The organism is Flavivirga abyssicola (assembly GCF_030540775.2).
Classification (GTDB): domain Bacteria; phylum Bacteroidota; class Bacteroidia; order Flavobacteriales; family Flavobacteriaceae; genus Flavivirga; species Flavivirga abyssicola.
Genome location: NZ_CP141266.1, coordinates 1015277 through 1037715 on the forward strand (window position 1 = coordinate 1015277; position 22439 = coordinate 1037715).

The following is a 22439-nucleotide window of genomic DNA, read 5'->3' on the forward strand; positions in this document are numbered from 1 at the left end:
ATTATTCTTCGATTATAGAAGAATTATGGGCCAAATTGATGTTTCCCGAATATATTATTTTATCATTTTTTTTCAGACCTCTTTCTATGACAATGTAATCAGAATTTTCTAAAGAAGTTTCTACATAATTCCAAATAGCTTTTCCATCTTTAACAGTAAATACCACTTTTTTATTATCTCGCAACACAATACTTTTTTTAATAACAAATAATTTGTTTGGGATTATTTTTTTTATGGTAATATTTACATTCATACCGTCTAATATTCTTTTACCAATATTTTTAAAAGCCCCTTTAACTTTAATTAATCCATTTTCATCCACTATAGGGTTTATCTCTATAATTTCTCCATTGAATTTAATTTCAGAAAAAGTATTATTTATTTCTAGTGCTTGTCCTTTTTTTAAAAACATGAAATTTTCTTCTAATACGTTAAACTCTACATCAAAAACAGAATCATCTATAATCGTACAAAACGGTTTAGTTAAATCAGGATAGCTATACTTCTCAGCTTCTAAATTAGCAATTACACCATTTATTGGGGCTCTTAAAGTAGTTGAAGCTAATTCAATATTTGCATCTCTTAAATTTGAAATAGAGGTATTATAATTCCCTCTATTTTTCGCCATATCTAGCGTAGTTTTGGGAATCTTTAAAGAATCTTTCAAACTTAGGTTAAAACCTATTAATATATCTTCTACATCAATCTTTGCTCTTTCCAATTGCTCTTTTGCTTTAATAACTTTGTTTCTATAAACGGTATTATTTTGGCTAGCCAATATCTGGCCTCTTTTTATATTTTGTCCGTTGATTACATTTATAGAAGCTATTTTTTCATTTAAAACAAATTTTACGTCTACTTTTTTTTTGGCATAAACCCTTCCTGTCGTTTTTAATTCTAGTTCGAAGTTTCCAAAATTTATTGAATTATATTTAACTTTTTTAGGAATATTATTAACTACTAATGCACTGTTTTCTTTAATATTTGTTTTCTTTTTTTCTTCCTTACATGAAAAAAGAATACATAAGACAAATAGGAATTTAAAGAAAATCATGTTTGAGTTTTCAATTTTCAATTGTTGCATCATTAAATTTTTTGAGTAAAATAGGTGATCCAACTTTTAATACTTTTTTATTTTTTAATTGAAACGAATGAAAAGCCTTATATTCTGAAAGATCATTAATTTGAACAAAACTGTCATATTCATCATAAAACACAGGATATTTATAATGTAATACATTATTGATCATATAATCTACTTTTATTTTTTCAGATCCAGCAATAATAAATAAGGCATTTTTTTCTTCGTTTTTTAAATATTCATCCCACAGTTTTAAATCTTGAATACAAACTGAGCAATCAGCATCTAGGTAGTTAACAAATAATAAATCCGAAATTGCTAAGAAAGAATTCAAAGTTTTATTTGTGTTTAAAGGAACCAATCCTTCAGAAAATAAAAGTTCTTTATTCTTCCATTTCTTTTGATTTTTTTTATTAATCACAGATATTTTATTATTAATTGCGTCACTTTTTTTATAATAAAATTTATAAACAAACATTGTTATCGAAGAGATTAGCAATAGAATGATTAACAAATGGTATATTTTATTTTTTTTCATTTTATTATATCAAGTTTAATTTAGAAATGATATTAATAACTCTTTATTGGCAAAGGGTTAAATTATATAAGATATATTTATCCTTTAAAATACTATTATGCAGATTGGAATTGTTTCTTTAATTTTATGTACTAAAAATTATTTTCAATTTTAATAAATTCCTTATATTCTAAATTGATATAATATTTATAATCAAAGGGTATACTTGGATATTTTAGGAATTGTAGTAAACTCTATTACATATAGCTCAGAATTGTCAGAATTAATCTCGATAGAAATTGAGTCGTTTTCTAATTCCATAACATCAATCAATTCTCCTTCCCAATTAAAAACATGAATTAATTTACCATATGCGAAAGAGCTGTCATTTCTTGTATTACCTGAAAAAAGTGCATATATGTTTTCGTTTGTAACACTAACATCAATATACCCAAATCTCGTATCTCCTCCCTGCCCCATTACAATATGCCCATTATTATCAGATAGTTCATATTTTGGTAAAAAATCAAGTTCAGTTTTTGTTTTAATTATATCATTTCCTGACTCATCAAAAATTTCTATTAAATCGCTGTAAAGACTTCCAATAACTATTTTACTCCTATCTGGCTTAATTTTTAGGGTACCCATTAGGGATTGTTTATGTATTGATGTTGGTATTTCTTGACTAAGTTTAGGTGGTATCGAACCACTATGAATTTCTGTTTTTTTATTTATATCGTAAAAAGTTAACCTTTTTTCTTCCTCTGAAAAGTTTAGACCAACAATAACATTATTGCTTAACCAACCAACTTCATAAAAAAAAGATTTTGAAGTGAAGAATAACTCACTTTGGATAGGCTTATAATTTTTTTTCAATATGCTATCTGTATTAAAACCTAAGTATTTATTTAATGTAGCACCAAAAACCCATAACTTGTTATTATAAATACCTAGGGATCCATAAGGAGACAAAATTTCACCCGGTCCTTTGCCTTTAATCCCTATGCTAACAATTTTTTCATTAGAATCTAGATTAAATACATGAATAAATTTATCCGATTTACTATCTTGAATGTATAGTAAAGAATCTTTAATTTTAAGTTTTGCTGGGTTTGCTATATTTTTTACTTCACAATTCCAATTTTTATCTTTATTTATTTTTAATGGCTCAGTGACTTTATTTATTTTATACCATTTGGTATTTTCAGTATTACATGATTGCAAACTACTAAAGATTAATAATGCAATTAATATTTTTGTTTTAAACATAAGTAAGAAAATTTAAAAAAAGCTATTTAATTTTTTTAAATAGCTTTTACAAAATAACATTTAATATTAGTTATAATATCAACCGCCTGCGCCACCAGAACCACCACTGCTTGAATTACATCGTTTCCCATCATTTCTCAACCAGGCATTAATTACAACAGTACCATCATCTGCAAAACATATTCCAGTACCTGGGCAACAAAAGGCTCCTCCAGCCAAGGCTTCATTTAAGCTAATTTCGTTATTCACATTAGAATTGAGCATTAATGTTCCTGTAAACATAAGAACAGAAACTCCTAAAAAAAGTTTTTTCATATTTAAAGTTTATTTAAAAGGTTAATATTGAAGTTTATTATTACCCACCAGCACCACCAGAACCACCAGAACCTGCATCACATGGCCTTCCATCACTTCTCCACCAATGATTATTATGAACATGACCATTACCAGGAATACACACACCTGAACCAGGACAACAAGTACCACCGGCTAATACCTCATTAAGATTTATTTCACTGTCTTCATATTGAAAACTGAACATTATACTAAAGGCAAAACACCCTAAAGCGATTAAAAATACTTTTTTCATATATAATTGTTTAAAAGGTTAATATTAAAATTTTAGTAATCACCTCTATCATCATAGCTGAACATTAGGAAGACATAATTTGGTTATTTCTTTTTTACAAGATAATTGCATAAATAAAGTAAATACTAAAAAGGCTTTTAGTATTAAAACAACCTTTAATTTATTTACTAATATAAGAAAAAACCTTTATTCTCTAATGTGGTTTTCCCACAATAATACTAGAAAAAACCATAAACTAAATAATAGTCAATAAAAAACATTGCTAATAGAAAATTATTTAACAAAAAATTTAACAATAGTAAATGCTTGTAAACTATTTTGCTCTTTTTAAAATTTAAATGCGAGTTTTCCTTGAATACTATTTTGTGAAACAAATCCAATTGATCTTGAATCAGATGAATAATGTCGGTTATCCCCATCACAAAGAAATAATCATCTTTAGAAGTATATTTCACTAATTTCTCTAAATTGATGTAAATTTCACCTCTACCAATAGTTACGTTTTTTCCCGTTTCAAGCTCAATAATTTCCTTGTATAACCAAATAGATTCTAGATTAAAAGTCATAATAAGTCCCTTTCTGGGAATACAAACTACTAAAGATTAATAATGCAATTAATATTTTTGTTTTAAACATAAGTAAGAAAATTTAAAAAAAGCTATTTAATTTTTTTAAATAGCTTTTACAAAATAACATTTAATATTAGTTATAATATCAACCGCCTGCGCCACCAGAACCACCACTGCCTGAATTACATGGTTTCCCATCATTTCTCCACCAGGCATTAGTTACAACAGTACCATCATCTGCATAACATATTCCAGAACCTGGGCAACAAGTGCCTCCTCCGGCCAAGGCTTCATTTAAGCTAATTTCGTTATTCACATTAGAATTGAGCATTAATGTTCCTGTAAACATAAGAACAGAAACTCCTAAAAAAAGTTTTTTCATATTTAAAGTTTATTTAAAAGGTTAATATTAAAATTTTAGTAATCACCTCTATCATCATAGCTGAACATTAGGAAGACATAATTTGGTTATTTCTTTTTTACAAGATAATTGCACAAATAAAGTAAATACTAAAAAGGCTTTTAGTATTAAACAACCTTTAATTTATTTACTAATATAAGAAAAAACCTTTATTCTCTAATGTGGTTTTCCCACAATAATACTAGAAAAAACCATAAACTAAATGATAGTCAATAAAAAACATTGCTAATAGAAAATTATTTAACAATAGTAAATGTTTGTAAACTATTTTGCTCTTTTTAAAATTTAAATGCGAGTTTTCCTTGAATACTATTTTGTGAAACAAATCCAATTGATCTTGAATCAGATGAATAATGTCGGTTATCCCCCATCACAAAGAAATAATCATCTTTAAAAGAGTACTTTGTTAACTTTTCTTTATTGATGTGAATTTCGTTTATGTCAATATTTATCTTTTTTCCCGTTTCAAATTCAATTATATCTTTATACAAGTAAATAGATTTTAGATCAAGAGTTATGCTAACTCCTTCTTTAGGAATGGTTACAGATCCATAATTATCTCTATTCCAATCAAAAATTTTCTCTTTTGGAAAAATATGATCAACCTTTTTTTTAGGAAAATGAATGGTTCTTTCAATTTTATCTTCAAAATTTGAATTTTCATATTCAATATTTGAGAGTGTGAATGTGTTATCTTTAAATTCGACTGCTTTATAATTGTACTCAAAGACATAGTTTGGTTTTTCTTCCAAGAAACTATCATTAATAAATACTTTGCTATTAACTATTTTTAGCGTTTCTCCAGGCAATCCTATTATTCTTTTTATGAGTTTTTTATGTTTTATTGGTCTTTCAAATACAATAATGTCATTTCTTCTTATATCATCAAACCCTTTTAATCTTACATTTTGGGGATTAATTTTTTTTTGTTTTTCATTTGTTTTATTAAAGAGATTGCCAAAAGGAATATCACTTAACTTATTTGGAACTTTGGGACCATATTCCAATTTATTTACAACAACAATATCTCCTTTGGATAATGTCCTCTCCATAGAACTTGATGGAATAAAATAGATTTCAAATAAAAAAACACGGCAAAAAAGTGCGACGAAAATAATAGAAAAAATAGCATAAAAGTACTTTAACACAATAAATAAATCTTTTGATAGCCTTTTTTTCAAAAATCTTGAAAACATTTGCAATGTTATTGTATCAATTAAAAAAACTAATAATAAAGATACTATTAAAAGCTTAGACCATAAAAAGAATATTATGGCTAATAACATAAATAAATAAAATAAAATAAGTTTTAAATATTTAATAAACATTTTAAAATAATTTAAAGGGTTTTTCGTATCTAAATTGCTTAATTTTTAGGCTCATAAAACAAGGGTAACAAAATACATATATTGAATCTTAATAAACCTAAAAATATTATTGGAATTTCCTATACGAAAAGTTAATATTTTCATGATTTATCTAAGATTACTAGGGCTTTCTTTAAAAGTTACCTCATTTGAATATTTAAATTAATTACTTGTTTATAAAGATAACTTTTTAACTTAACTAAATAGATTTAAAGAAATAATTTAAACCCTCTAACTAAATTTGCATTGGAATATGTTGTACAATAAAAAAGAGTCTCAATCTTTTGCCCCCCTATTATTGCCAGTAGCGAGAACTGAGCTGCAATTCCCACTATGGAGTCTTTGTCTTTGATTGTATTTGGACCAACAGTTGTTTTCTGTAGTCAGGATTTGAACATAAATAGCCTATTCTTTTAACAAGAACTCAACTGTCTTTTTTGCGAAATCATCTCTATATTAGTGCCATTTATATTTATAAATAAAAAATTATTTGTTTTTATTTTAAGTATTTGAGATGCTACTCTACCACTTAGGAAAGAGGATGACCCCATAAAGTTTTTTTGGCATACCCCTACCCTAAATTATAAAGCAAAAAACCATAAATGAATAGTTTTATAAATTATAAAAGAAATAGATATTATTATCTTGATTAGTATGCCTGAACATTATTCGGGAATAAAAAAAGTCAACCTTCTGATTAACAGATGACTGACCTTGTTTTTAGTAGCGGGAACTGGACTCGAACCAGTGACCTTCGGGTTATGAGCCCGACGAGCTACCTACTGCTCTATCCCGCGATATTGGACTGCAAATATACAATCCTTTTTAAGTATAACAAGCATAAAATAAAAAAAAATTATTGTTCGATGCTACTTACCTGAAAATCTATTAATTCTGAATTTAAAAATTTAAGAGACACTTGAATAGGGTTGCAACAAACTTCACAATCTTCAATATAGGATTGTTGAAATATAGAGTTATCTATTAAGATCGAAATCTTCTCCCAGCAATATGGACATGTAAAAAAGTGTTCTAACATAACTATAGAACTAAAAAAGCCAACAATATTGTTGACTTTTTTAGCAAATAATATTTGATTAAATATAATTATTCTTTTTCAAGGTCCATAGTTGCTGTAGCGTTTTGCATTTCTAGATGCACTAAACTTGGTGGGTTTTTACCAGAAATACTAATAAATTCTTGATTTAAATTATTATCACTTACCATCATAGTATTTAACTTAGTTAAGTTCATTAACTCCATTGGCAAGTCGCCAGTAAATTGGTTTGTAGACAATAATAATTCTTCTAAATCCGTTAATTGTGCTATTTCTACTGGAATCTCACCTTCCATTTTATTATCCATGAGGCTTAACTTTTGCAACTTAGATAAAGCAAATATTTCCCTTGGAATGTTACCTGTTAAATAATTACTTCCTAATAAAAGTTCTTTTAAGTTAGTTAAACTCATTAATGATTCTGGAATATTACCAGCAAATTTATTACTGTAAAGTTTTAAAGCTTCTAACTTCTTTAATTCCCCAAGTTCTGGAGGAATTTCTCCTTCAAAATTATTCATAAATAATTCTAAAGATGTTAATTCTTTTAAATTCTTCAAGCTCGACGGCAACTTCCCTCTTAATTTGTTAAAACCTAAGTTAAGTTTTTTTACATGTATTAAGTTACCTATTTCTTCTGGTAACTCTCCTTGAAGATTGTTGAATTGTAAACTAATTTCAACTACTTTATTATCTTCTACTTTAATACCATACCAAGTATCTATAGGACTTTCTAAATCCCAAGTAGCACTCCACTCAGCTCCCTTGGTCGTGTTGTATATAGCAATTAATGCATCTTTTTCTGTTGAGGAAACATTAGCAAAAGAATAAGCCGTTACAAACAAGCATATTACTAAAAGTTTTAAAGTTTTCATGTTTCGAGTAAATTTGGGATTAATTCACTCACGAAATTAGACTAAATATCGACGAAAAACTATTTTATTCGATGAAATACATTAAATTTTAACAAATATTAGCCTGGAAACTGTTCAATTTCTAACTGAATACCTTCCCATTTCTCCATAAACTCTTGTAAATCTGTTTTCTTTTTTTGGTAATCATCAAAAAAACCTGTTTTAGAAGTCACTGCCTCGTAATTAATTTCAAGCTCTAAATCAATAGCTTTTATATCGCGTTCTAACTGATTGATTTTAGCTTCAACATTACTCAATTTATTATTTAAAGATTTTAATTTCTTCTGGTCTTCGTAAGATTGATGATTCTTCTCTTTTTCTTTAGGCACTTCCTTAACAACAGTTCGTTTTTCAACTTCTCTAAGGTTTTCAACTTTACGTTGCTCTAAATAATAATCGATATCACCTAGATACTCTTTTATTTTATGATCTTTAAACTCGTATACTAAGTTGGTTAAATCTTGAAGAAAATCCCTGTCATGCGATACCAAAATTAAAGTCCCTTCAAATCGTTTTAAGGCTTCTTTTAATACATTTTTAGACTTAATATCTAGATGATTTGTAGGCTCATCCATTATTAAAACATTAAACGGCTGTAGCATTAATTTTGCTAATGCTAAACGATTGCGTTCCCCTCCAGAAAGTACACGCACGTATTTTTCAACTTCATCGCCACGAAATAAAAAGGAGCCTAAAATATCACGTACTTTACTTCTGTTTGTTTCGTTAGCAGCATCAATCATAGTATCTAAAACAGTTTTATTACCATTTAAATACTCCGCTTGATTTTGAGCAAAATATCCTATTTGTACATTGTGTCCCAGTTTTAAATGACCGTCATGTTTTATATCTCCGACTATAATCTTTGCTAAGGTTGATTTCCCTTGACCATTTTGTCCAACAAAAGCCGTTTTACTATCTCGCTCTATAAGTAAATTAATATTTTTTAGAACTTGATTGTCTCCATAATTTTTTGAAACACTTTCAGTTTCCACCACTACTTTTCCAGGTGTTATAGATACCGGAAAATTGAGTGTCATCACACTATTATCATCCTCATCAACTTCTATTCTATCAATTTTATCAAGCTTTTTAATAAGCGATTGTGCCATCGTTGCTTTTGATGCTTTGGCACGAAACTTTTCAATAAGTTTTTCTGTTTGCTCTATTTGTTTTTGCTGATTTTTTTGAGATGCTAATTGCTGTGTTCTTAATTCCTCTCGTAGCACCAAGTATTTCGTATAAGGTTTAGGATAGTCATAAATTCTCCCTAAAGAAATCTCTATCGTTCTATTAGTAACATTATCTAAAAACATCTTATCATGCGATACAATAACTACTGCTCCGGGATAATTCTTTAAAAATCCTTCTAGCCAGATAATAGATTCAATATCTAAATGGTTAGTAGGTTCATCTAATAAAAGAATATCATTATTCTGAAGTAATAATTTAGCTAATTCTATTCGCATGCGCCAACCTCCTGAAAAGGTATCTGTGAGCTTATTGAAATCTGAGCGTTTAAACCCTAATCCCTGTAGAATTTTTTCAGTATCACCTTGATAATTATAACCTCCTAGTATTTCATATTGATGCTGAATCTCATTAATATCAATCATTAATTGGTTATAACCTTCACTTTCGTAATCGGTACGTTCGGCTAACTGGGTGTTGATACCGTCCATTTTAGCCTCTAATTCCTTAATTTCAGTGAAAGCCTGATAAGCTTCTTCAAGTACCGTTCTTCCTAAAACAAAATCAATATCTTGTTTTAAAAATCCAATTTTAAGTGCTTTGTCTGCTGCAATTTGTCCCGTATCTGGTTCCATCTCCTTTGACAAAATTTTAAGCATTGTAGACTTACCTGCTCCATTTTTTCCAATAAGACCTATTCTATCTCCATTACCTAGTTTAAATGTAATATCTTCAAATAGGTATTCCCCTTGAAATGAAATCGATAAATTATGAATGTTCATCATAGATATGTAACTTATATTGCAGCTCTTTAATTGTTAAAACTTATTTTTGTTCCAGTTTTGCGACTTAAACAATCTAAATAGAAATTCCAATGTATCATCGCGTATTAGATTTTTCCATTCAGCTTGCAAAAATACATTATATATGTTTAAAAAAGGAACAAAATTATACAGCATTCTAACTAGTACTTGTCCGAAGTGCCATGAAGAATCTATGTTTAAAAACAAAAATCCTTATATACTTTCTGAGGCATTAAGTATGCATGAACATTGCAGTAATTGTAAAACAAAATATAAAATAGAACCTTCTTTTTTTTACGGTTCTATGTATGTTAGCTATCCTGTTGGGATTGCATTTGCCACAGCCGCTTTTGTTATTTCATTTTTTGTTTTTAACGCAAGCATTCATATTATATTCATATCGATTATTACGACTTTAATTGTATGTATGCCTATTATTCTTAGGCTTTCCAGGAATATTTGGATTAATTTTTTCATGCATTACGATAAGTCTTTTGCTAAAAAATAATCTGTTTGGCGCTACCACAAGGGCAATGTTATTAAGTTAAGGACAAAGGTGTCAGTCTGAGCGCAGTCGAAGACATTTAAACTTCTTACTTTCAATAGCGTTTCGACTGCGCTCAACGTGACAAAATAAAATAAATTTCCTTAACTTAATAACATTGACCACAAGGGTCGGGCTTTCACTACTCGCTCTCTTCGAGGAGCTCAAACAGACCGTTCAATCCCTAGCGCAGTGCAGTACTAAAAATATGCTTGTAAGGTTTCATTTGGTAATATACCCTTCTATTTTATCTGGCATTAAACATTTCATTTAAATCTATTAATATCAATGTCCTTTTCTAAAGGGACATCATTTTCAATAAAATCATAAAGTTGCTTGGCTACATAGGGACCAATCATAACACCTCGTGTACCTAAACCATTTAAAACAAAAAGGTTTTTATATGTATGATGCTGTCCTACTAACGGGCGTCTATCTTTAACTGTAGGTCGAATCCCTGCTACTTGATTTACTACTTTAAAAGAACAATTGATAAGCTTTTTAAGCTTATTTAAGAGCGTTTCTTTTGCTTCTTTAGTAATATCATTACTTAAATCTTTCCATTCGTAAGTGGCTCCCACAATGTATAAATCATCCTCTAATGGAATTAAAAACACTCCTGCTTTTAAAACATAATCTATTTTTAAATCTGGAGCGTGTATAATTATTAACTCGCCTTTAGCTGGCACTAAGGGTAAATTATTAAAATATGGGTTTTGTTTAACCCCATACCCTTCTGAAAATACAATATTAGTTGTTGTTATATTTTTATATTGAATCGTATTGTAGTCTATTGTAATAGCATTATGATTGAAAGCTTCTTCAAACAATAATTTATTTTTTAGTAAATCTGCTTTATAGGCTTCAATCATTGTTTTTACATCTATTCTTCCTGTATTTAGAACTTCTCCAAATCCGAAACTTGCTTCAACAGCTTGATTTCTGTTTTTAATTAGTTTTTCTGAGAGGTATTCTGAAAGTATCGGTTTATCTGAAGCAGTAAACCAGTCGTTTTGTTCCTCCAATGAAGCAAACTTGCGGTAAACAGGAATTTTGTAATCTAATGTTACCTTTAGTTCTTTTTCCAAATGTGCATATAATGGCAATGCTATCTCTAATTGTTCTTTACTTTTCCAAACAGATGTAAATCGTTTTAACACGACTGGGTTATATAGTCCACCAGCTACCGTAGATGAAAGTTGCGAAGCATTATCAAACACCACAAACGTTTTTTTGTGTTTTTTTAATTGCTCGCAAAAGCTAATGCCTGCCAGCCCAATTCCTACAACTATATAATCTACTTTCATAGTCCACGAAGATAATTAGAAAATTAGATTCCTATCCCAGAACTGCCAAAAAAAGCCAGTTCTGACCTCTCCGAAAGAAAGGTCAATCGGAAATCCCGCTCCTAAGAATTGGAGAGTTTTTAGATTAAAACTAGAGTAACAAAAAACGCCCACTTAAAAAGTGAGCGTTTCGTATATTCTAATTGACTGTGAGAATTAATAAGTCCACATATCTAATTCAAAGTCTCTAATTCTATCTTTAATCCTTTGAGATTCTAACAATTGCATTAAAGCATTTTGTGAGATATATTCAGATATTTGTCTATCTTCCTGAACATTTTCTTCTTTAAAAATATATCCGTGAAAACGTCTAGCATTCAAGATATGGTCAAAAGAAAAAGGAATGGAACTATTTTGATTATTAAATGATTTTGCTTCGTGTAATACCTCTCTTGCATCTGGGAAGAACACCCAAAATAAAGGTACTAAATCTGGCTCTGGCTCATCAATAAAATTCACATCTGGAGCAACTGGAGCTATACCTAGTAATCTGTATTTCATTTCAGATTGACGCTTATCAAAATACCAAAGACCTTTAATATGGTACTCCTTAATATCTGCAGCTGTAATATCTCTTCTGTTAATATACTCTGGAGATAATGCTTCTCCCGCATTTAATTGCTCAATACCTAATTCTGTAGTATCAATTTTAACTAAAGCAGCTTCAATATCTTTTAAAGTACGTTTTGCTGTAAAATAAGAATCATCGTAAATGTTTTCTATTCTTCCGTTTTCAATGTTCTTCATAAGTACATGATATAACGATCTTCTATCATTACCAATATTGTTAGTATCGGTAGGATAATATAACGGAAAATTTGCGCGTTCATCAAGAACAATCTTTTCCCATGTCATCTTAGAAAACAAGATATCTCTATCATCAACATAACCATACTCTAAAGGCTTATCATTGTCAATTTCCCTTTGTTCTTCTGTTCTTACACCAATTTCCTCAGGGCTTTTGGCATTTAATATATTTGCCTGAGCAAACATACCCGACACTGCAAAAACAGCGGTAACGGTTAATAAAAAACTTTTTAATTTCATGTTCTTATATTTATTAATTCTCTATGGTCACATGCAATATCCATAACACAACTTTAGAGTTAATTTTCTAACTTTCGTTATGGATATTCCAATTAGTATATTTTAATTTATCAAGGTTTAACCATAAAGGTTAATTCTAGTTTGTTATCTCAACAAAAACCGGAGATACTTTTTTAAGGATCACACTTACACCTTTAGCTTTAGCTTCAATATCAAATATTTGAACTCCAGATCCACGCTTTGCTTTACGTAATGCTCCTTTAGCTCTGCTATCTAACTTGTTACCTCTAACAGTTATTGTTGGTTGTCCAGGTACTTTAAATTTAAATCCTGTAACTCGTAATGGTAATTCAAAATCGAAATCATCAAACTTGGCACCAATAGTCGATATTCCAAGAGCGTTTCTTTGCATTTTTATTGCACCGTCTTCACCTCTAACTGTACCGGTTGGTTTTGGTAAATCTTTAATTCTGAATTTAGCATTATCGCTTACTTTTTGTCCTCCTGGCAATGTACCTGTAACATTAATTGTTACTTCTCTACCTTTAATTCTAGTAGCGTCCATTATATATCTGCTTCCTCCGGCTCTTGATAAACCTTGAGCACTTGCAGATACTTTATTATCAGGTATACCAGCAAATGAAATAGTCATTGGGTTTTTAACACCACGATACACTACATTCATTTTATCAGCTGAAATAGTTGCAGCATTTGGTTTAGAAACTGTAGCAAATGATGACTTTACAGGCACTTCAATTTCTTCTCCATCTTGAGCAAAAATCAATTTACCTTCAATTTTATGTTCACCAACACCACCTGTTCCTATTTTAAGCTTTACTTTTCCTTCTTCGATAACATATTGGTCTTCTTTAAGTGGTCTACCATCTAAAGTCAACTCAACTCTAGTAGGTTTAGTAGAAGCATCTTTACGACCTAGTACAATTTGTCCATCAAATCTCTCACCATTAAAGTAAGCTGATTTAGATGTTTCCATCAACGTTGTATAATTAGTCATAGAAACCTCACTAGAAAGTGTTCCTTGCAACATATTAGACAATACTTCAGATTCTGTTGTCTTAATATCTGCTTGAAGTTGTGTCATTTTAGTTAAAGAAGCAACTAAAGGAAATCCTTTATAGTTATGAGATAACCAATCTACAGTTCCAGCACCTCTTTTAACATCATCAGTATTAAACTTATCCTTTACATCTTTTACAATTTCTTCCATCCCTTTTTCGTCTTTAAGCAAATTAACTACACCTTCTCTAAAGGCATTAATTTGTTTCAAAAACTCCTGTCCATCTGCTTTAAGTTTATCTCCTTTAAAGAAATTTTGATCAAGGTAATCACCTTTATCCATAATTTCATAATCTGTGGGATTGTCAACTGTTTTGATCATTTTGGTTTTCAAACCTTCAAGGTACTTATCAAAATCTGCTGCCAGCTTGTCTAATGTTTCACCCTTTGCTTTTAAAGGTTCATATTTTTCAGGCTGTTCTTCAGCTTTAAGTTTTAAGTTTTCAACAAAACTATGGTTACGTTCTTTTGCTGATTTGTTAGAGTCTACAAGTCTCTCGTTCATTAATCCGAATGCTGAAAGTACTTCTTTCGACATATTTAAAGCCAACATAGCTATAAATATTAGGTACATCAGATTAATCATTTTCTGTCTTGGTGATAAATTTCCTGCTGCCATATCTAATTAGGTTTTTGGTTAATAATAAATTGGGATTAACCCCTAATTAGTCTTTATGCATTGCAGACAGCATACCACCGTAAACACCATTTAATGAAGATAAGTTAGATGCTAATGATTGCATTTGCTCTTTTAATTTAGCAGCATTTTCAATAGATTCTTCGTTAATTGAAGCTTGTTTGTTAACACTTTCTAACTGTACTTTATATAAGCTATTTAATGATTCCATTTGAGCCGCAGCTAATGATAATTCTTCACCATATTTTTTAGTTGCTTCAACAGAATCTACTGTAGACCCCATATTTCTTGCAGCGCCTTCGAAATTTCTAATACTTTCTCCTAAACTTGACATTAATTCGCTATCAATCTTAGCGTCTTTTAATAATTCATCTAATTTAGTAGCCAACATCCCTTGTGGGTTTTCCTTTTCTTTGCTACCAGACTGTCCCCCAGCTAATTCTGGATATACTAAAGACCAATCTAATTCTTCATCAACTGGTTCGAATGCGGATAATGCAAAAATAATTGCTTCTGTTACAAGACCTATAGTTAACATAACGTTACCTGTTAAGGGTCCTATTTCGAAGTGAATAATTTTGAATAGAGCTCCAACGATTACAATTGCTGCTCCTAATCCATAAGCCATATTCATGAACTTTTTACTTGCTTTTGACTTTGCCATAATTTTCGGTTTTTAATTTTAAGTAAGAATACTTAAGTAGGTTAATTAATAGTATTTATTGTTATTGATTTGATTCTTATTTATTATTGGAATTTTTTGTTACTTGTGTCCCCATGTAATCTTGTACTGTTCTAAATCCAATATAGCTTCTTGCAGAATCTGCATATTCATAATCTCTAGAGCTTACTTGTAAAAAGTACGCCACATCTTTCCATGAACCTCCTCTTACAATTTTACGCTTATTGTTCTCATCATTTACACTAGGGTTTATGGTTGATATATAGGCATAAGATGACGCATCATACGATGCATTTACCCACTCAGACACATTACCAGCCATATTGTATAAATTATAATCGTTAGGCTCGTAAGATTTAGCCTCTACTGTATATAATGCTTGATCTGCTGCATAATCTCCTCTAACTGGTTTAAAGTTTGCCATAAAACAACCTCTATCACTCTTCGTGTAAGGTCCTCCCCATGGGTAAGTTGCAGCTTGAAGACCACCTCTTGCGGCATACTCCCACTCTGCTTCAGATGGTAATCTGAATCTATTTACCATTGCAGATCCTCTTTTAGATTTTTGGTAAGAGTTTTTATTAATAGTTCTCCACTCACAGAATGCTTTAGCTTGTTGCCAAGTAACACCAACTACTGGGTAGTCACTATAAGCGTCATGCCAAAAATAATCATTATGCATAGGTTCGTTATAAGAATATGCAAAATCTCTAATCCAAACCGTTGTATCTGGATATATTTCCATTTCTTCTTTTAAGATAACGTCTTTACGTTTAACACTTCTATTTCTAGCAGCTTCTTGGATGTCCATGTAATTGAATTGAAATTTAAATTTCTTCACATCCCAGGTACGTTGTCCATTATAAGATTCTTCTAAAGGAAGGTACATAGTATCCATAACTTCAGTATAATATTCATCTGGATATTCGGCTGTATCAAAAACTAAATCAACATCATGGTTAATTTTTCGTCCTTCATAGCCTGTTGGTCCTAAACCTGTATAGTTTTCGAACATATACTTTTCGTAAACAGACATATTAGCCGTATCTGCATCTTTAAATGCATACTCACCTATACCTCCATCTTCTGGAGTTTTACCAACTTCATCAGCTAATATTGCTAATTTCATTCTAACTATAGAGTCTCTTACCCAGTGAACAAATTGACGATATTCGCTATTTGTTATTTCTGTTTCGTCCATGTAAAAGGCTCTTACAGTAACTGTTTTTGCAGGCGCATCATGTACACCAGCAAGATCATCGTCTGCTTTACCCATAATAAACGATCCTCCAGGAATTAGTTGCATCCCATAAGGCTTTTCCGGGTGCCATTTTTTTCCTTTTACGCCTACTAGTTCTCCTCTATCTTTAGAGCCACAACTAGCTAGTACTGTCATTACTGTGATTAATAATATAAACTTCTTCATATCCATAGAAAACTCGAGGTTAATTAGTTTAAGCTTCATTTTTGAGAGCGTAAACATATTTATATATTTTTTAAAAAACAACTTTTTCGATAAAAAAAATACATTTCATCGTGAAAAAATGGCATTTTACCGATGAAATAAGCTTTACATCCTTTTCTTGACTCTAAACACAATTCTTTTGAAATGCTTTATACCAACGGTCTGGCAACTTATTATTACAGGCATCTAGGTAATCCTGATGCATGCATGGTAATAACGTATGTCTTTTCAATTTATTATTTACTTCATCTAAAAAAGGAATTTCAATCCACCATCTTCCTGTTTTATTACTCTTATAAAATACTAATTCTTGAGAATCAACAAGAGTTATAAATTTTTGATAGTTTCTGTCTTCCGAAAAATCATCATCGTTTACTCTGTAATTAACACCTTCGATAAAATACCAGATCATTTGGGCAACTAACATAGATGTTATTTCATCGTCCTTAGATGGTTTATATTCATAAATACCAAAAGAAGTTACTTTATTACTAATACCAGCATAACGTGAAATGGCACATATTTCTTTTCCATCTAACCCATTAGGCGAATATTTTTGATTTAAACTAACCTCTGAGCCTTTTACCGAAGTTAAATCAATACTAACAATATTAGCATCTCTTAATACAGGCTCAGCAATTGTTATATCATTAGATACTTGTCCGAGTCTGTAGGATTCAAAATAAAGACTGTCCATTAAATCTATTTCTTCTTGCGAATTGAAATAGGTTTGATACCCTATGGTTGCATAGTTAAAAAGGTTATAAGGCTGATCTAAAATAACCTTACCAACAAAACTATTATTTTTTATAGGTTTTGTTGAATCGCCCAGATCGAACTTACTATCAACATTTACAATATTAACCATAGGCATTAAATTATCATACGCTCTATAGTTTGCATAAGTAAGATCTTGAGTACCTCCTAATATAATAGGTATAATTTTCTTCTTTAATAAAATACTTATAGCCGTTTTTAATGCAAAATAAGTATCTTCAACACTTTCGCCTTTATTAATATCCCCTAAATCTGCAATTGTTGTATTCCAACTTCCAGGAAAAAGACCATACAGGGATTTTCGAATTTCGTCTAATTGAAACTCTTCTCCTATATAATTAATATCATTTCTGTTTTCCAAAACACCAAAAATAGCGATATCGACATCATCTAAATCTGGCATACCGTTTTGTAAAGAGTGAATTTTTAATTTTCTTCCTAAGGCTTGCGATGAAAGCAACTCATTATGAGCTACAACCAAATCTGAAACAGGTGATAAAAAATTAAAATTCATGTGATGATTTTTCCTCTTTTTTTGTTTATTGAATTGTAGTTAATTATTCTTAATTAACTCAGTACATATATGGAGCAACTAACATCCATCTCTACTTCTTCTTTTTTGCTGGTGCTCTTTTCTTAGTCGCTTTTTTCTTTGGAGCATTTGCCTCAATAATCGCTTTAGCTTCTTCTAAAGTCATTTCTGAAACATCTACCGTTTTAGCAAGTTCTACTTTTACTTTCCCTTTTAAAACATTATGCCTTCCCCAACGTGCTTTTTCAACACGAATGCCTTCTTCTTCCCAATTATGAATAACTTTATCTATTTCCTTTTGAATTTTTGTTTCAATTAATTCAACAATATCGTCATCAGATAAATTATCCCAATCGTATTTTTTGTTTACGTTAATAAACATATTGTTCCATTTAATAAATGGGCCAAAACGTCCTTTACCCTTTTGTACAGGCAACTCTTTATATGTATATATAGGAGCATCTGCTTTTTGCTTTTCTTTAATTAAAACGATAGCATCATCAAGTTCTACACTTAACGGGTCTACTCCTTTTGGTAATGAAACAAATGAAGAACCAAACTTAACATAAGGGCCAAAACGACCATTATTTACAACAATGTCCTCACCTTCATAGGTTCCCAGGCTTTTTGGAAGCTGAAATAAATCCATGGCTTCCTCATAAGTGATTGTTGTTAATTGCTGATCTGGACTTAAACTAGCAAATTGTGGTTTCTCTTCATCATCAACAGTACCTATTTGTACCATAGGCCCAAACTTACCTAAACGCACACTTACTTGTTTTCCAGATTTAGGATCGGTTCCTAAAATACGTTCACCAGATTCTCGCTCTGCATTTTCTTTTACGTCTTCGACTTTTGGATGAAAATTTTTATAAAATGATTTCATCATCTTAGTCCAATCTTCATTCCCTTCAGCTATCTCATCAAAATCTGCTTCAACTTTAGCTGTAAAATTATAATCTAATATGGTTTCAAAATGATTTACCAAAAAGTCGGTTACAATCATACCTATATCTGTTGGCACTAATTTTCCTTTATCGGAACCTACTTTTTCGGTTAATGTTTTATCATTTACGCTCCCATTTTGAAGTCTTAATTGCGTATAGCTTCTCTCAACACCTTCTACAGTTCCTTTCTCTACATAATTTCTGTTTTGTATGGTAGAAATAGTAGGCGCATATGTTGATGGTCGTCCAATACCTAACTCTTCCAACTTCTTAACAAGCGATGCTTCTGTATATCTTGCTGGCGGACGCGTATAACGTTCTGTTGCTGTGATATAGTTATTAAGAAGTGTTTCATTGGTTTTCATTGCTGGCAACATACCTTCTTGCTCTACATCTTCATCATCTGTGCCTTCTAAATATACTTTTAAAAAGCCATCAAAAGTAATAACCTCACCATTGGCTGTAAAGGTTTCATTATGTGTAGATGCACTAACTTTTACATTGGTACGCTCTAATTCTGCTTCACTCATTTGTGATGCAATGGCGCGTTTCCATATTAAATCATACAAACGTGCCTGGTCTCTATCGATATCTACCGAATGTGTTGAGAAATTTGTAGGACGAATAGCCTCGTGCGCCTCTTGAGCTCCTTTTGCTTTTCCTTTATAATTTCTTGGCTTACTATATTTTGCTCCATAGGCATTTTCAATTTCTGCCTGGGCACCTTGTCGTGCTTCATCAGATAAGTTAACACTATCTGTTCTCATATAAGTAATTAAACCTGCTTCGTATAGCCGTTGTGCCATTGTCATGGTTTTACTTACTGAAAAGTATAATTTACGTGATGCTTCTTGCTGTAATGTAGAGGTTGTAAATGGTGCTGCAGGTGATTTTTTCGCTGGTTTTTTTTCTAAATCTGAAACCTTAAAATTTGCTGCACTATTTTTTTCTAAAAAACTTTGAGCCTCTTCCTTGGTTGAAAAGTTCTTTGGTAGTTTTGCTTTAAAAGTTTGCCCATCTTCGTTAGAAAATTCTGCATCAACTCTATAGGATGCCACTGGATTAAATCCTTGAATTTCTCTTTCTTTTTCAACAATTAGCCTTACTGAAACAGATTGCACTCTACCAGCAGACAAACCTCCTTTTACTTTTCGCCAAAGTACAGGAGAAAGTTCGTAACCAACTATTCTATCTAATACACGACGCGCTTGTTGTGCATCAACCAAATCGTAATCGATACCTCTAGGGTTCTCAATCGCTTTTTGAATAGCTGCTTTTGTAATTTCGTGAAAAACAATACGCTTTGTCTTTTCTTTATCTAACTTTAAAGTTTCTGCCAAGTGCCAGGCTATGGCTTCTCCTTCTCGATCCTCATCACTTGCTAACCATACCCATTCTGCATTTTTAGCTAAATCTTTCAGTTTTTTTACAACTGCCTTTTTATCTTTTGAAACTTCATATTTTGGTTTAAAATCACCGTCTACATCAACTCCTAATTCCTTGGAAGGTAAATCGGATATATGTCCAAAACTTGACTCTACTTTAAAGTCTTTTCCTAAAAATTTCTCAATGGTTTTTGCTTTCGCTGGTGACTCAACAATCACTAAATTCTTCGTCATACTTCAATTTTTGAAGCTACAAATGTATATCAAAAAAAGTTTATCTGCTGCATTTTAAGGATTATCTGTTAATTATTTGAATAAAAAAACCTGCTTTTTAACATTTTTAAAGCAGGTTTTTAATGTTGAAAATAAAATTTATTCGGGTAATGTTCCTATTTCCTGAATAGGATCTGTATCATTAAAACCGATACTATTTTTATAAATTAAATAGATTGGATGATATACAAAAGAAGCCGTAAAAAGCAGCCCTATTCCACATAATAAGAAACCAACAATCTGAGATAAAATAGAGGATACAATCATTAAACCAAAAGTGAGTAACCATTTTTTATGTCCTAATTTAAAACTTGTTTTCACAATCTCTCCCACACTTAACTCTGGATTAAAAGCATATATTAATGAAAAATAAGATAACGGTATCATCACATAAAATATAGGCAAATAGCATAATAATGCAGCTAAAATGGCAATCCCAAACGAAGCCAACATTAGTACAAAGATTTTACTTAAATATTTTCCTTTTATAAAATAAAAGAAATCGGATGTTGTTACAGCTTGATTATAATCTAACTTCTGCATAATTCTAAAAAACGCAGCATTTAAAGCAACAGTAAGCGCTCCTAGAACAAATATTCCAACAATAACAAATAAAATATACAAAATTGACATACCCGCAAATAAACCACTAAATGCTTCGGGATCTGAATACCCACTTTCTTGCTGAGCAATTATCATCCCTATTAAAGGCAGATATAAAATAATAATTAGCGGCATGATGATAATTATTGTAAACAACTGCAATAAAAATCCCTGAAGCCAGGTTTTTTTAAAGAGCTCAATAGACTCATTAAAAATAGTTCCAAAATCTAAAGCTTTGGCACTTTCTATTTTTTCTAATAAACTGTTAAATGTATTCATATATGATGGTTTTAATAAAAAATTTCTTGAAACGAACTACTCTTGAGGCTTAACCATAAAGGCCTGCTTCGACTTTAGTTTACACTGAAACAACCGAAGTACTCCATATATCCAGCTCTTTTCATACCTAATCAAGTTGAACACAGGCTTTGGCCTTTCAGTTCAAAAATCGAAATTCTGTTATTTTAGATTCCCGTTCCTGTCTGCCGACAAGCAGGTTCACGGGAATGACAATTTCAATGGAAACTCCGAGGCTGAGCCACGGAGAGTTCTTTTCGATTAATAATCCGAATCATCCCTAAGCCCTATTCGATCTATCTCACTATCCGCTTTAAACCCTATAACGTCTTTATAGATTAGAAACGCAGGTAAATAAATTATTGACATGGTAAACAATACCCCTATCACACAACCTAATATTCCCAACATAGCTATAATAAACATAACAAACATGGATCCAAAGGTTACAAGCCACTTTTTATTTCCTAATGCAAAACTTGCTTTAACAATTTCTGTTTCGCTTAACTCTGGGTTAAAAGCAAAAACGACTGCAAAATATGATAATGGTACAAATGCATAGATATAAGGAATGAAAAGTAATAGTTGTGCAACCGTCGCTATTACTGTGTAAATAATACCGAGCATAAACACTTTAGTGAAATATTCTTTCTTTAAAAAATAAAAATAATCGTCTTGACTTGCTTCGCCTGATACTATTTGCTTACAAATCCTATAAAAAGCGGCCACAAAAGCAAGTGTTAATGTACTAACTAAAATAGTTTGAGGTATACTGTAAATTATATTTTGAGAATAGAAATCTGAAAATGACTCTAGATCAAACCCTTTATTTATATCAAAAGGGCTAGCAGCAAGACCAATAAGTCCAAAGATTAAATTTAAAATCATAGCAACAATGACAACAAAAAGAATGACTAAAAATCCTTTGAGCCAAACCTTTTTAAATAAGTCTATAGAGTTACTAATAATATCACCAAAATCTAAAGATTTTGCATTGTTTATCTTCTGTAATAGGGTATTTAATGTATTCATAATTTGGTTGGTTAAAT

Annotated in this window: 21 protein-coding genes and 1 tRNA gene; 1 reads left to right on the forward strand and 21 read right to left on the reverse strand. The window is 30.7% G+C overall.

Translation table 11 applies throughout. The features are described 5' to 3' along the window. Nucleotide 1: 1 nt before the first annotated feature. The 12 genes from Q4Q34_RS03975 to Q4Q34_RS04030 all read right to left on the reverse strand — a co-directional run bounded on the left by Q4Q34_RS03975 (nucleotide 2) and on the right by Q4Q34_RS04030 (nucleotide 9760). Nucleotides 2–1054, reverse strand: coding sequence for an efflux RND transporter periplasmic adaptor subunit (locus Q4Q34_RS03975; RefSeq protein WP_303318476.1), 1053 nt, complete (start codon nucleotides 1052–1054; stop codon nucleotides 2–4). Between the two features lie 10 nt (nucleotides 1055–1064). Continuing rightward, on the reverse strand, nucleotides 1065–1619 hold the full coding sequence (locus tag Q4Q34_RS03980; protein ID WP_303318477.1) for a hypothetical protein: 555 nt from the start codon (nucleotides 1617–1619) through the stop codon (nucleotides 1065–1067). A 192-nt stretch (nucleotides 1620–1811) separates the two neighbouring features. Next, a complete protein-coding gene (locus Q4Q34_RS03985) occupies nucleotides 1812–2867 on the reverse strand; it encodes a BF3164 family lipoprotein (RefSeq protein WP_303318478.1) in 1056 nt (351 codons plus the stop codon). A gap of 78 nt (nucleotides 2868–2945) precedes the next feature. After that, entirely contained in the window at nucleotides 2946–3182 is a 237-nt protein-coding gene (locus Q4Q34_RS03990) for a hypothetical protein (RefSeq protein WP_303318479.1), read from the reverse strand. A gap of 40 nt (nucleotides 3183–3222) precedes the next feature. Continuing rightward, nucleotides 3223–3456 carry a hypothetical protein gene (locus tag Q4Q34_RS03995; RefSeq protein WP_303318480.1) on the reverse strand — a complete coding sequence of 78 codons (234 nt, stop codon included), beginning with the start codon at nucleotides 3454–3456 and terminating at the stop codon, nucleotides 3223–3225. A gap of 218 nt (nucleotides 3457–3674) precedes the next feature. Beyond that, nucleotides 3675–4022, reverse strand: coding sequence for a hypothetical protein (locus tag Q4Q34_RS19650; RefSeq protein WP_303318481.1), 348 nt, complete (start codon nucleotides 4020–4022; stop codon nucleotides 3675–3677). 148 nt (nucleotides 4023–4170) lie between these two features. Beyond that, a complete protein-coding gene (locus tag Q4Q34_RS04005; protein ID WP_303318482.1) occupies nucleotides 4171–4407 on the reverse strand; it encodes a hypothetical protein in 237 nt (78 codons plus the stop codon). A gap of 317 nt (nucleotides 4408–4724) precedes the next feature. Then, the gene (gene lepB / locus Q4Q34_RS04010) at nucleotides 4725–5774 is read right to left on the reverse strand and encodes a signal peptidase I (RefSeq protein ID WP_330444584.1); all 1050 of its coding nucleotides are present in this window, start codon (nucleotides 5772–5774) and stop codon (nucleotides 4725–4727) included. A gap of 763 nt (nucleotides 5775–6537) precedes the next feature. Continuing rightward, nucleotides 6538–6610, reverse strand: a tRNA-Met gene (locus Q4Q34_RS04015). Nucleotides 6611–6669: 59 nt separating this feature from the next. Continuing rightward, nucleotides 6670–6852, reverse strand: coding sequence for a CPXCG motif-containing cysteine-rich protein (locus Q4Q34_RS04020; RefSeq protein ID WP_303318484.1), 183 nt, complete (start codon nucleotides 6850–6852; stop codon nucleotides 6670–6672). A gap of 68 nt (nucleotides 6853–6920) precedes the next feature. Then, nucleotides 6921–7745 carry a Two component regulator three Y domain protein gene (locus Q4Q34_RS04025; protein WP_303318485.1) on the reverse strand — a complete coding sequence of 275 codons (825 nt, stop codon included), beginning with the start codon at nucleotides 7743–7745 and terminating at the stop codon, nucleotides 6921–6923. A 98-nt stretch (nucleotides 7746–7843) separates the two neighbouring features. After that, a complete protein-coding gene (locus Q4Q34_RS04030) occupies nucleotides 7844–9760 on the reverse strand; it encodes an ABC-F family ATP-binding cassette domain-containing protein (RefSeq protein ID WP_303318486.1) in 1917 nt (638 codons plus the stop codon). Between the two features lie 142 nt (nucleotides 9761–9902). On the opposite strand from Q4Q34_RS04030, the gene Q4Q34_RS04035 reads away from it, so the two are divergent. Next, on the forward strand, nucleotides 9903–10286 hold the full coding sequence (locus Q4Q34_RS04035; protein WP_303318487.1) for a DUF983 domain-containing protein: 384 nt from the start codon (nucleotides 9903–9905) through the stop codon (nucleotides 10284–10286). A gap of 302 nt (nucleotides 10287–10588) precedes the next feature. On the opposite strand, the gene Q4Q34_RS04040 is transcribed toward Q4Q34_RS04035, so the two are convergent. The 9 genes from Q4Q34_RS04040 to Q4Q34_RS04080 form a co-directional block, all read right to left on the reverse strand. After that, a complete protein-coding gene (locus Q4Q34_RS04040) occupies nucleotides 10589–11629 on the reverse strand; it encodes an NAD(P)/FAD-dependent oxidoreductase (RefSeq protein ID WP_303318488.1) in 1041 nt (346 codons plus the stop codon). Nucleotides 11630–11824: 195 nt separating this feature from the next. Next, on the reverse strand, nucleotides 11825–12715 hold the full coding sequence (gene porN, locus Q4Q34_RS04045) for a type IX secretion system ring subunit PorN/GldN (RefSeq protein ID WP_303318489.1): 891 nt from the start codon (nucleotides 12713–12715) through the stop codon (nucleotides 11825–11827). A 136-nt stretch (nucleotides 12716–12851) separates the two neighbouring features. Continuing rightward, complete coding sequence (gene porM, locus Q4Q34_RS04050; RefSeq protein ID WP_303318490.1) at nucleotides 12852–14411, reverse strand: type IX secretion system motor protein PorM/GldM; 1560 nt, start codon at nucleotides 14409–14411, stop codon at nucleotides 12852–12854. Nucleotides 14412–14457: 46 nt separating this feature from the next. Continuing rightward, entirely contained in the window at nucleotides 14458–15093 is a 636-nt protein-coding gene (gene porL / locus Q4Q34_RS04055; protein WP_303318491.1) for a type IX secretion system motor protein PorL/GldL, read from the reverse strand. A gap of 76 nt (nucleotides 15094–15169) precedes the next feature. Then, entirely contained in the window at nucleotides 15170–16537 is a 1368-nt protein-coding gene (gene porK, locus Q4Q34_RS04060) for a T9SS ring complex lipoprotein PorK/GldK (protein ID WP_456298860.1), read from the reverse strand. Between the two features lie 163 nt (nucleotides 16538–16700). Next, nucleotides 16701–17867, reverse strand: coding sequence for a formimidoylglutamase (locus Q4Q34_RS04065; RefSeq protein ID WP_303318492.1), 1167 nt, complete (start codon nucleotides 17865–17867; stop codon nucleotides 16701–16703). A gap of 91 nt (nucleotides 17868–17958) precedes the next feature. Beyond that, entirely contained in the window at nucleotides 17959–20451 is a 2493-nt protein-coding gene (gene topA / locus Q4Q34_RS04070) for a type I DNA topoisomerase (RefSeq protein ID WP_303318493.1), read from the reverse strand. A gap of 138 nt (nucleotides 20452–20589) precedes the next feature. Continuing rightward, on the reverse strand, nucleotides 20590–21372 hold the full coding sequence (locus Q4Q34_RS04075) for a hypothetical protein (RefSeq protein WP_303318494.1): 783 nt from the start codon (nucleotides 21370–21372) through the stop codon (nucleotides 20590–20592). 279 nt (nucleotides 21373–21651) lie between these two features. Beyond that, complete coding sequence (locus Q4Q34_RS04080) at nucleotides 21652–22422, reverse strand: hypothetical protein (RefSeq protein ID WP_303318495.1); 771 nt, start codon at nucleotides 22420–22422, stop codon at nucleotides 21652–21654. Between the last annotated feature and the right edge of the window lie 17 nt (nucleotides 22423–22439).

Excerpts from the sequence above, each read along its gene's own strand:
- Q4Q34_RS03975 (WP_303318476.1), bottom strand. The coding sequence starts at position 1,054 with ATGATTTTCTTTAAATTCCTATTTGTCTTATGTATTCTTTTTTCATGT.
- Q4Q34_RS03980 (WP_303318477.1), bottom strand. The coding sequence starts at position 1,619 with ATGAAAAAAAATAAAATATACCATTTGTTAATCATTCTATTGCTAATC.
- Q4Q34_RS03985 (WP_303318478.1), bottom strand. The coding sequence starts at position 2,867 with ATGTTTAAAACAAAAATATTAATTGCATTATTAATCTTTAGTAGTTTG.
- Q4Q34_RS03990 (WP_303318479.1), bottom strand. The coding sequence starts at position 3,182 with ATGAAAAAACTTTTTTTAGGAGTTTCTGTTCTTATGTTTACAGGAACA.
- Q4Q34_RS03995 (WP_303318480.1), bottom strand. The coding sequence starts at position 3,456 with ATGAAAAAAGTATTTTTAATCGCTTTAGGGTGTTTTGCCTTTAGTATA.
- Q4Q34_RS19650 (WP_303318481.1), bottom strand. The coding sequence starts at position 4,022 with ATGACTTTTAATCTAGAATCTATTTGGTTATACAAGGAAATTATTGAG.
- Q4Q34_RS04005 (WP_303318482.1), bottom strand. The coding sequence starts at position 4,407 with ATGAAAAAACTTTTTTTAGGAGTTTCTGTTCTTATGTTTACAGGAACA.
- lepB (WP_330444584.1), bottom strand. The coding sequence starts at position 5,774 with ATGTTTATTAAATATTTAAAACTTATTTTATTTTATTTATTTATGTTA.
- Q4Q34_RS04020 (WP_303318484.1), bottom strand. The coding sequence starts at position 6,852 with ATGTTAGAACACTTTTTTACATGTCCATATTGCTGGGAGAAGATTTCG.
- Q4Q34_RS04025 (WP_303318485.1), bottom strand. The coding sequence starts at position 7,745 with ATGAAAACTTTAAAACTTTTAGTAATATGCTTGTTTGTAACGGCTTAT.
- Q4Q34_RS04030 (WP_303318486.1), bottom strand. The coding sequence starts at position 9,760 with ATGATGAACATTCATAATTTATCGATTTCATTTCAAGGGGAATACCTA.
- Q4Q34_RS04035 (WP_303318487.1), top strand. The coding sequence starts at position 9,903 with ATGTTTAAAAAAGGAACAAAATTATACAGCATTCTAACTAGTACTTGT.
- Q4Q34_RS04040 (WP_303318488.1), bottom strand. The coding sequence starts at position 11,629 with ATGAAAGTAGATTATATAGTTGTAGGAATTGGGCTGGCAGGCATTAGC.
- porN (WP_303318489.1), bottom strand. The coding sequence starts at position 12,715 with ATGAAATTAAAAAGTTTTTTATTAACCGTTACCGCTGTTTTTGCAGTG.
- porM (WP_303318490.1), bottom strand. The coding sequence starts at position 14,411 with ATGGCAGCAGGAAATTTATCACCAAGACAGAAAATGATTAATCTGATG.
- porL (WP_303318491.1), bottom strand. The coding sequence starts at position 15,093 with ATGGCAAAGTCAAAAGCAAGTAAAAAGTTCATGAATATGGCTTATGGA.
- porK (WP_456298860.1), bottom strand. The coding sequence starts at position 16,537 with ATGAAGAAGTTTATATTATTAATCACAGTAATGACAGTACTAGCTAGT.
- Q4Q34_RS04065 (WP_303318492.1), bottom strand. The coding sequence starts at position 17,867 with ATGAATTTTAATTTTTTATCACCTGTTTCAGATTTGGTTGTAGCTCAT.
- topA (WP_303318493.1), bottom strand. The coding sequence starts at position 20,451 with ATGACGAAGAATTTAGTGATTGTTGAGTCACCAGCGAAAGCAAAAACC.
- Q4Q34_RS04075 (WP_303318494.1), bottom strand. The coding sequence starts at position 21,372 with ATGAATACATTTAACAGTTTATTAGAAAAAATAGAAAGTGCCAAAGCT.
- Q4Q34_RS04080 (WP_303318495.1), bottom strand. The coding sequence starts at position 22,422 with ATGAATACATTAAATACCCTATTACAGAAGATAAACAATGCAAAATCT.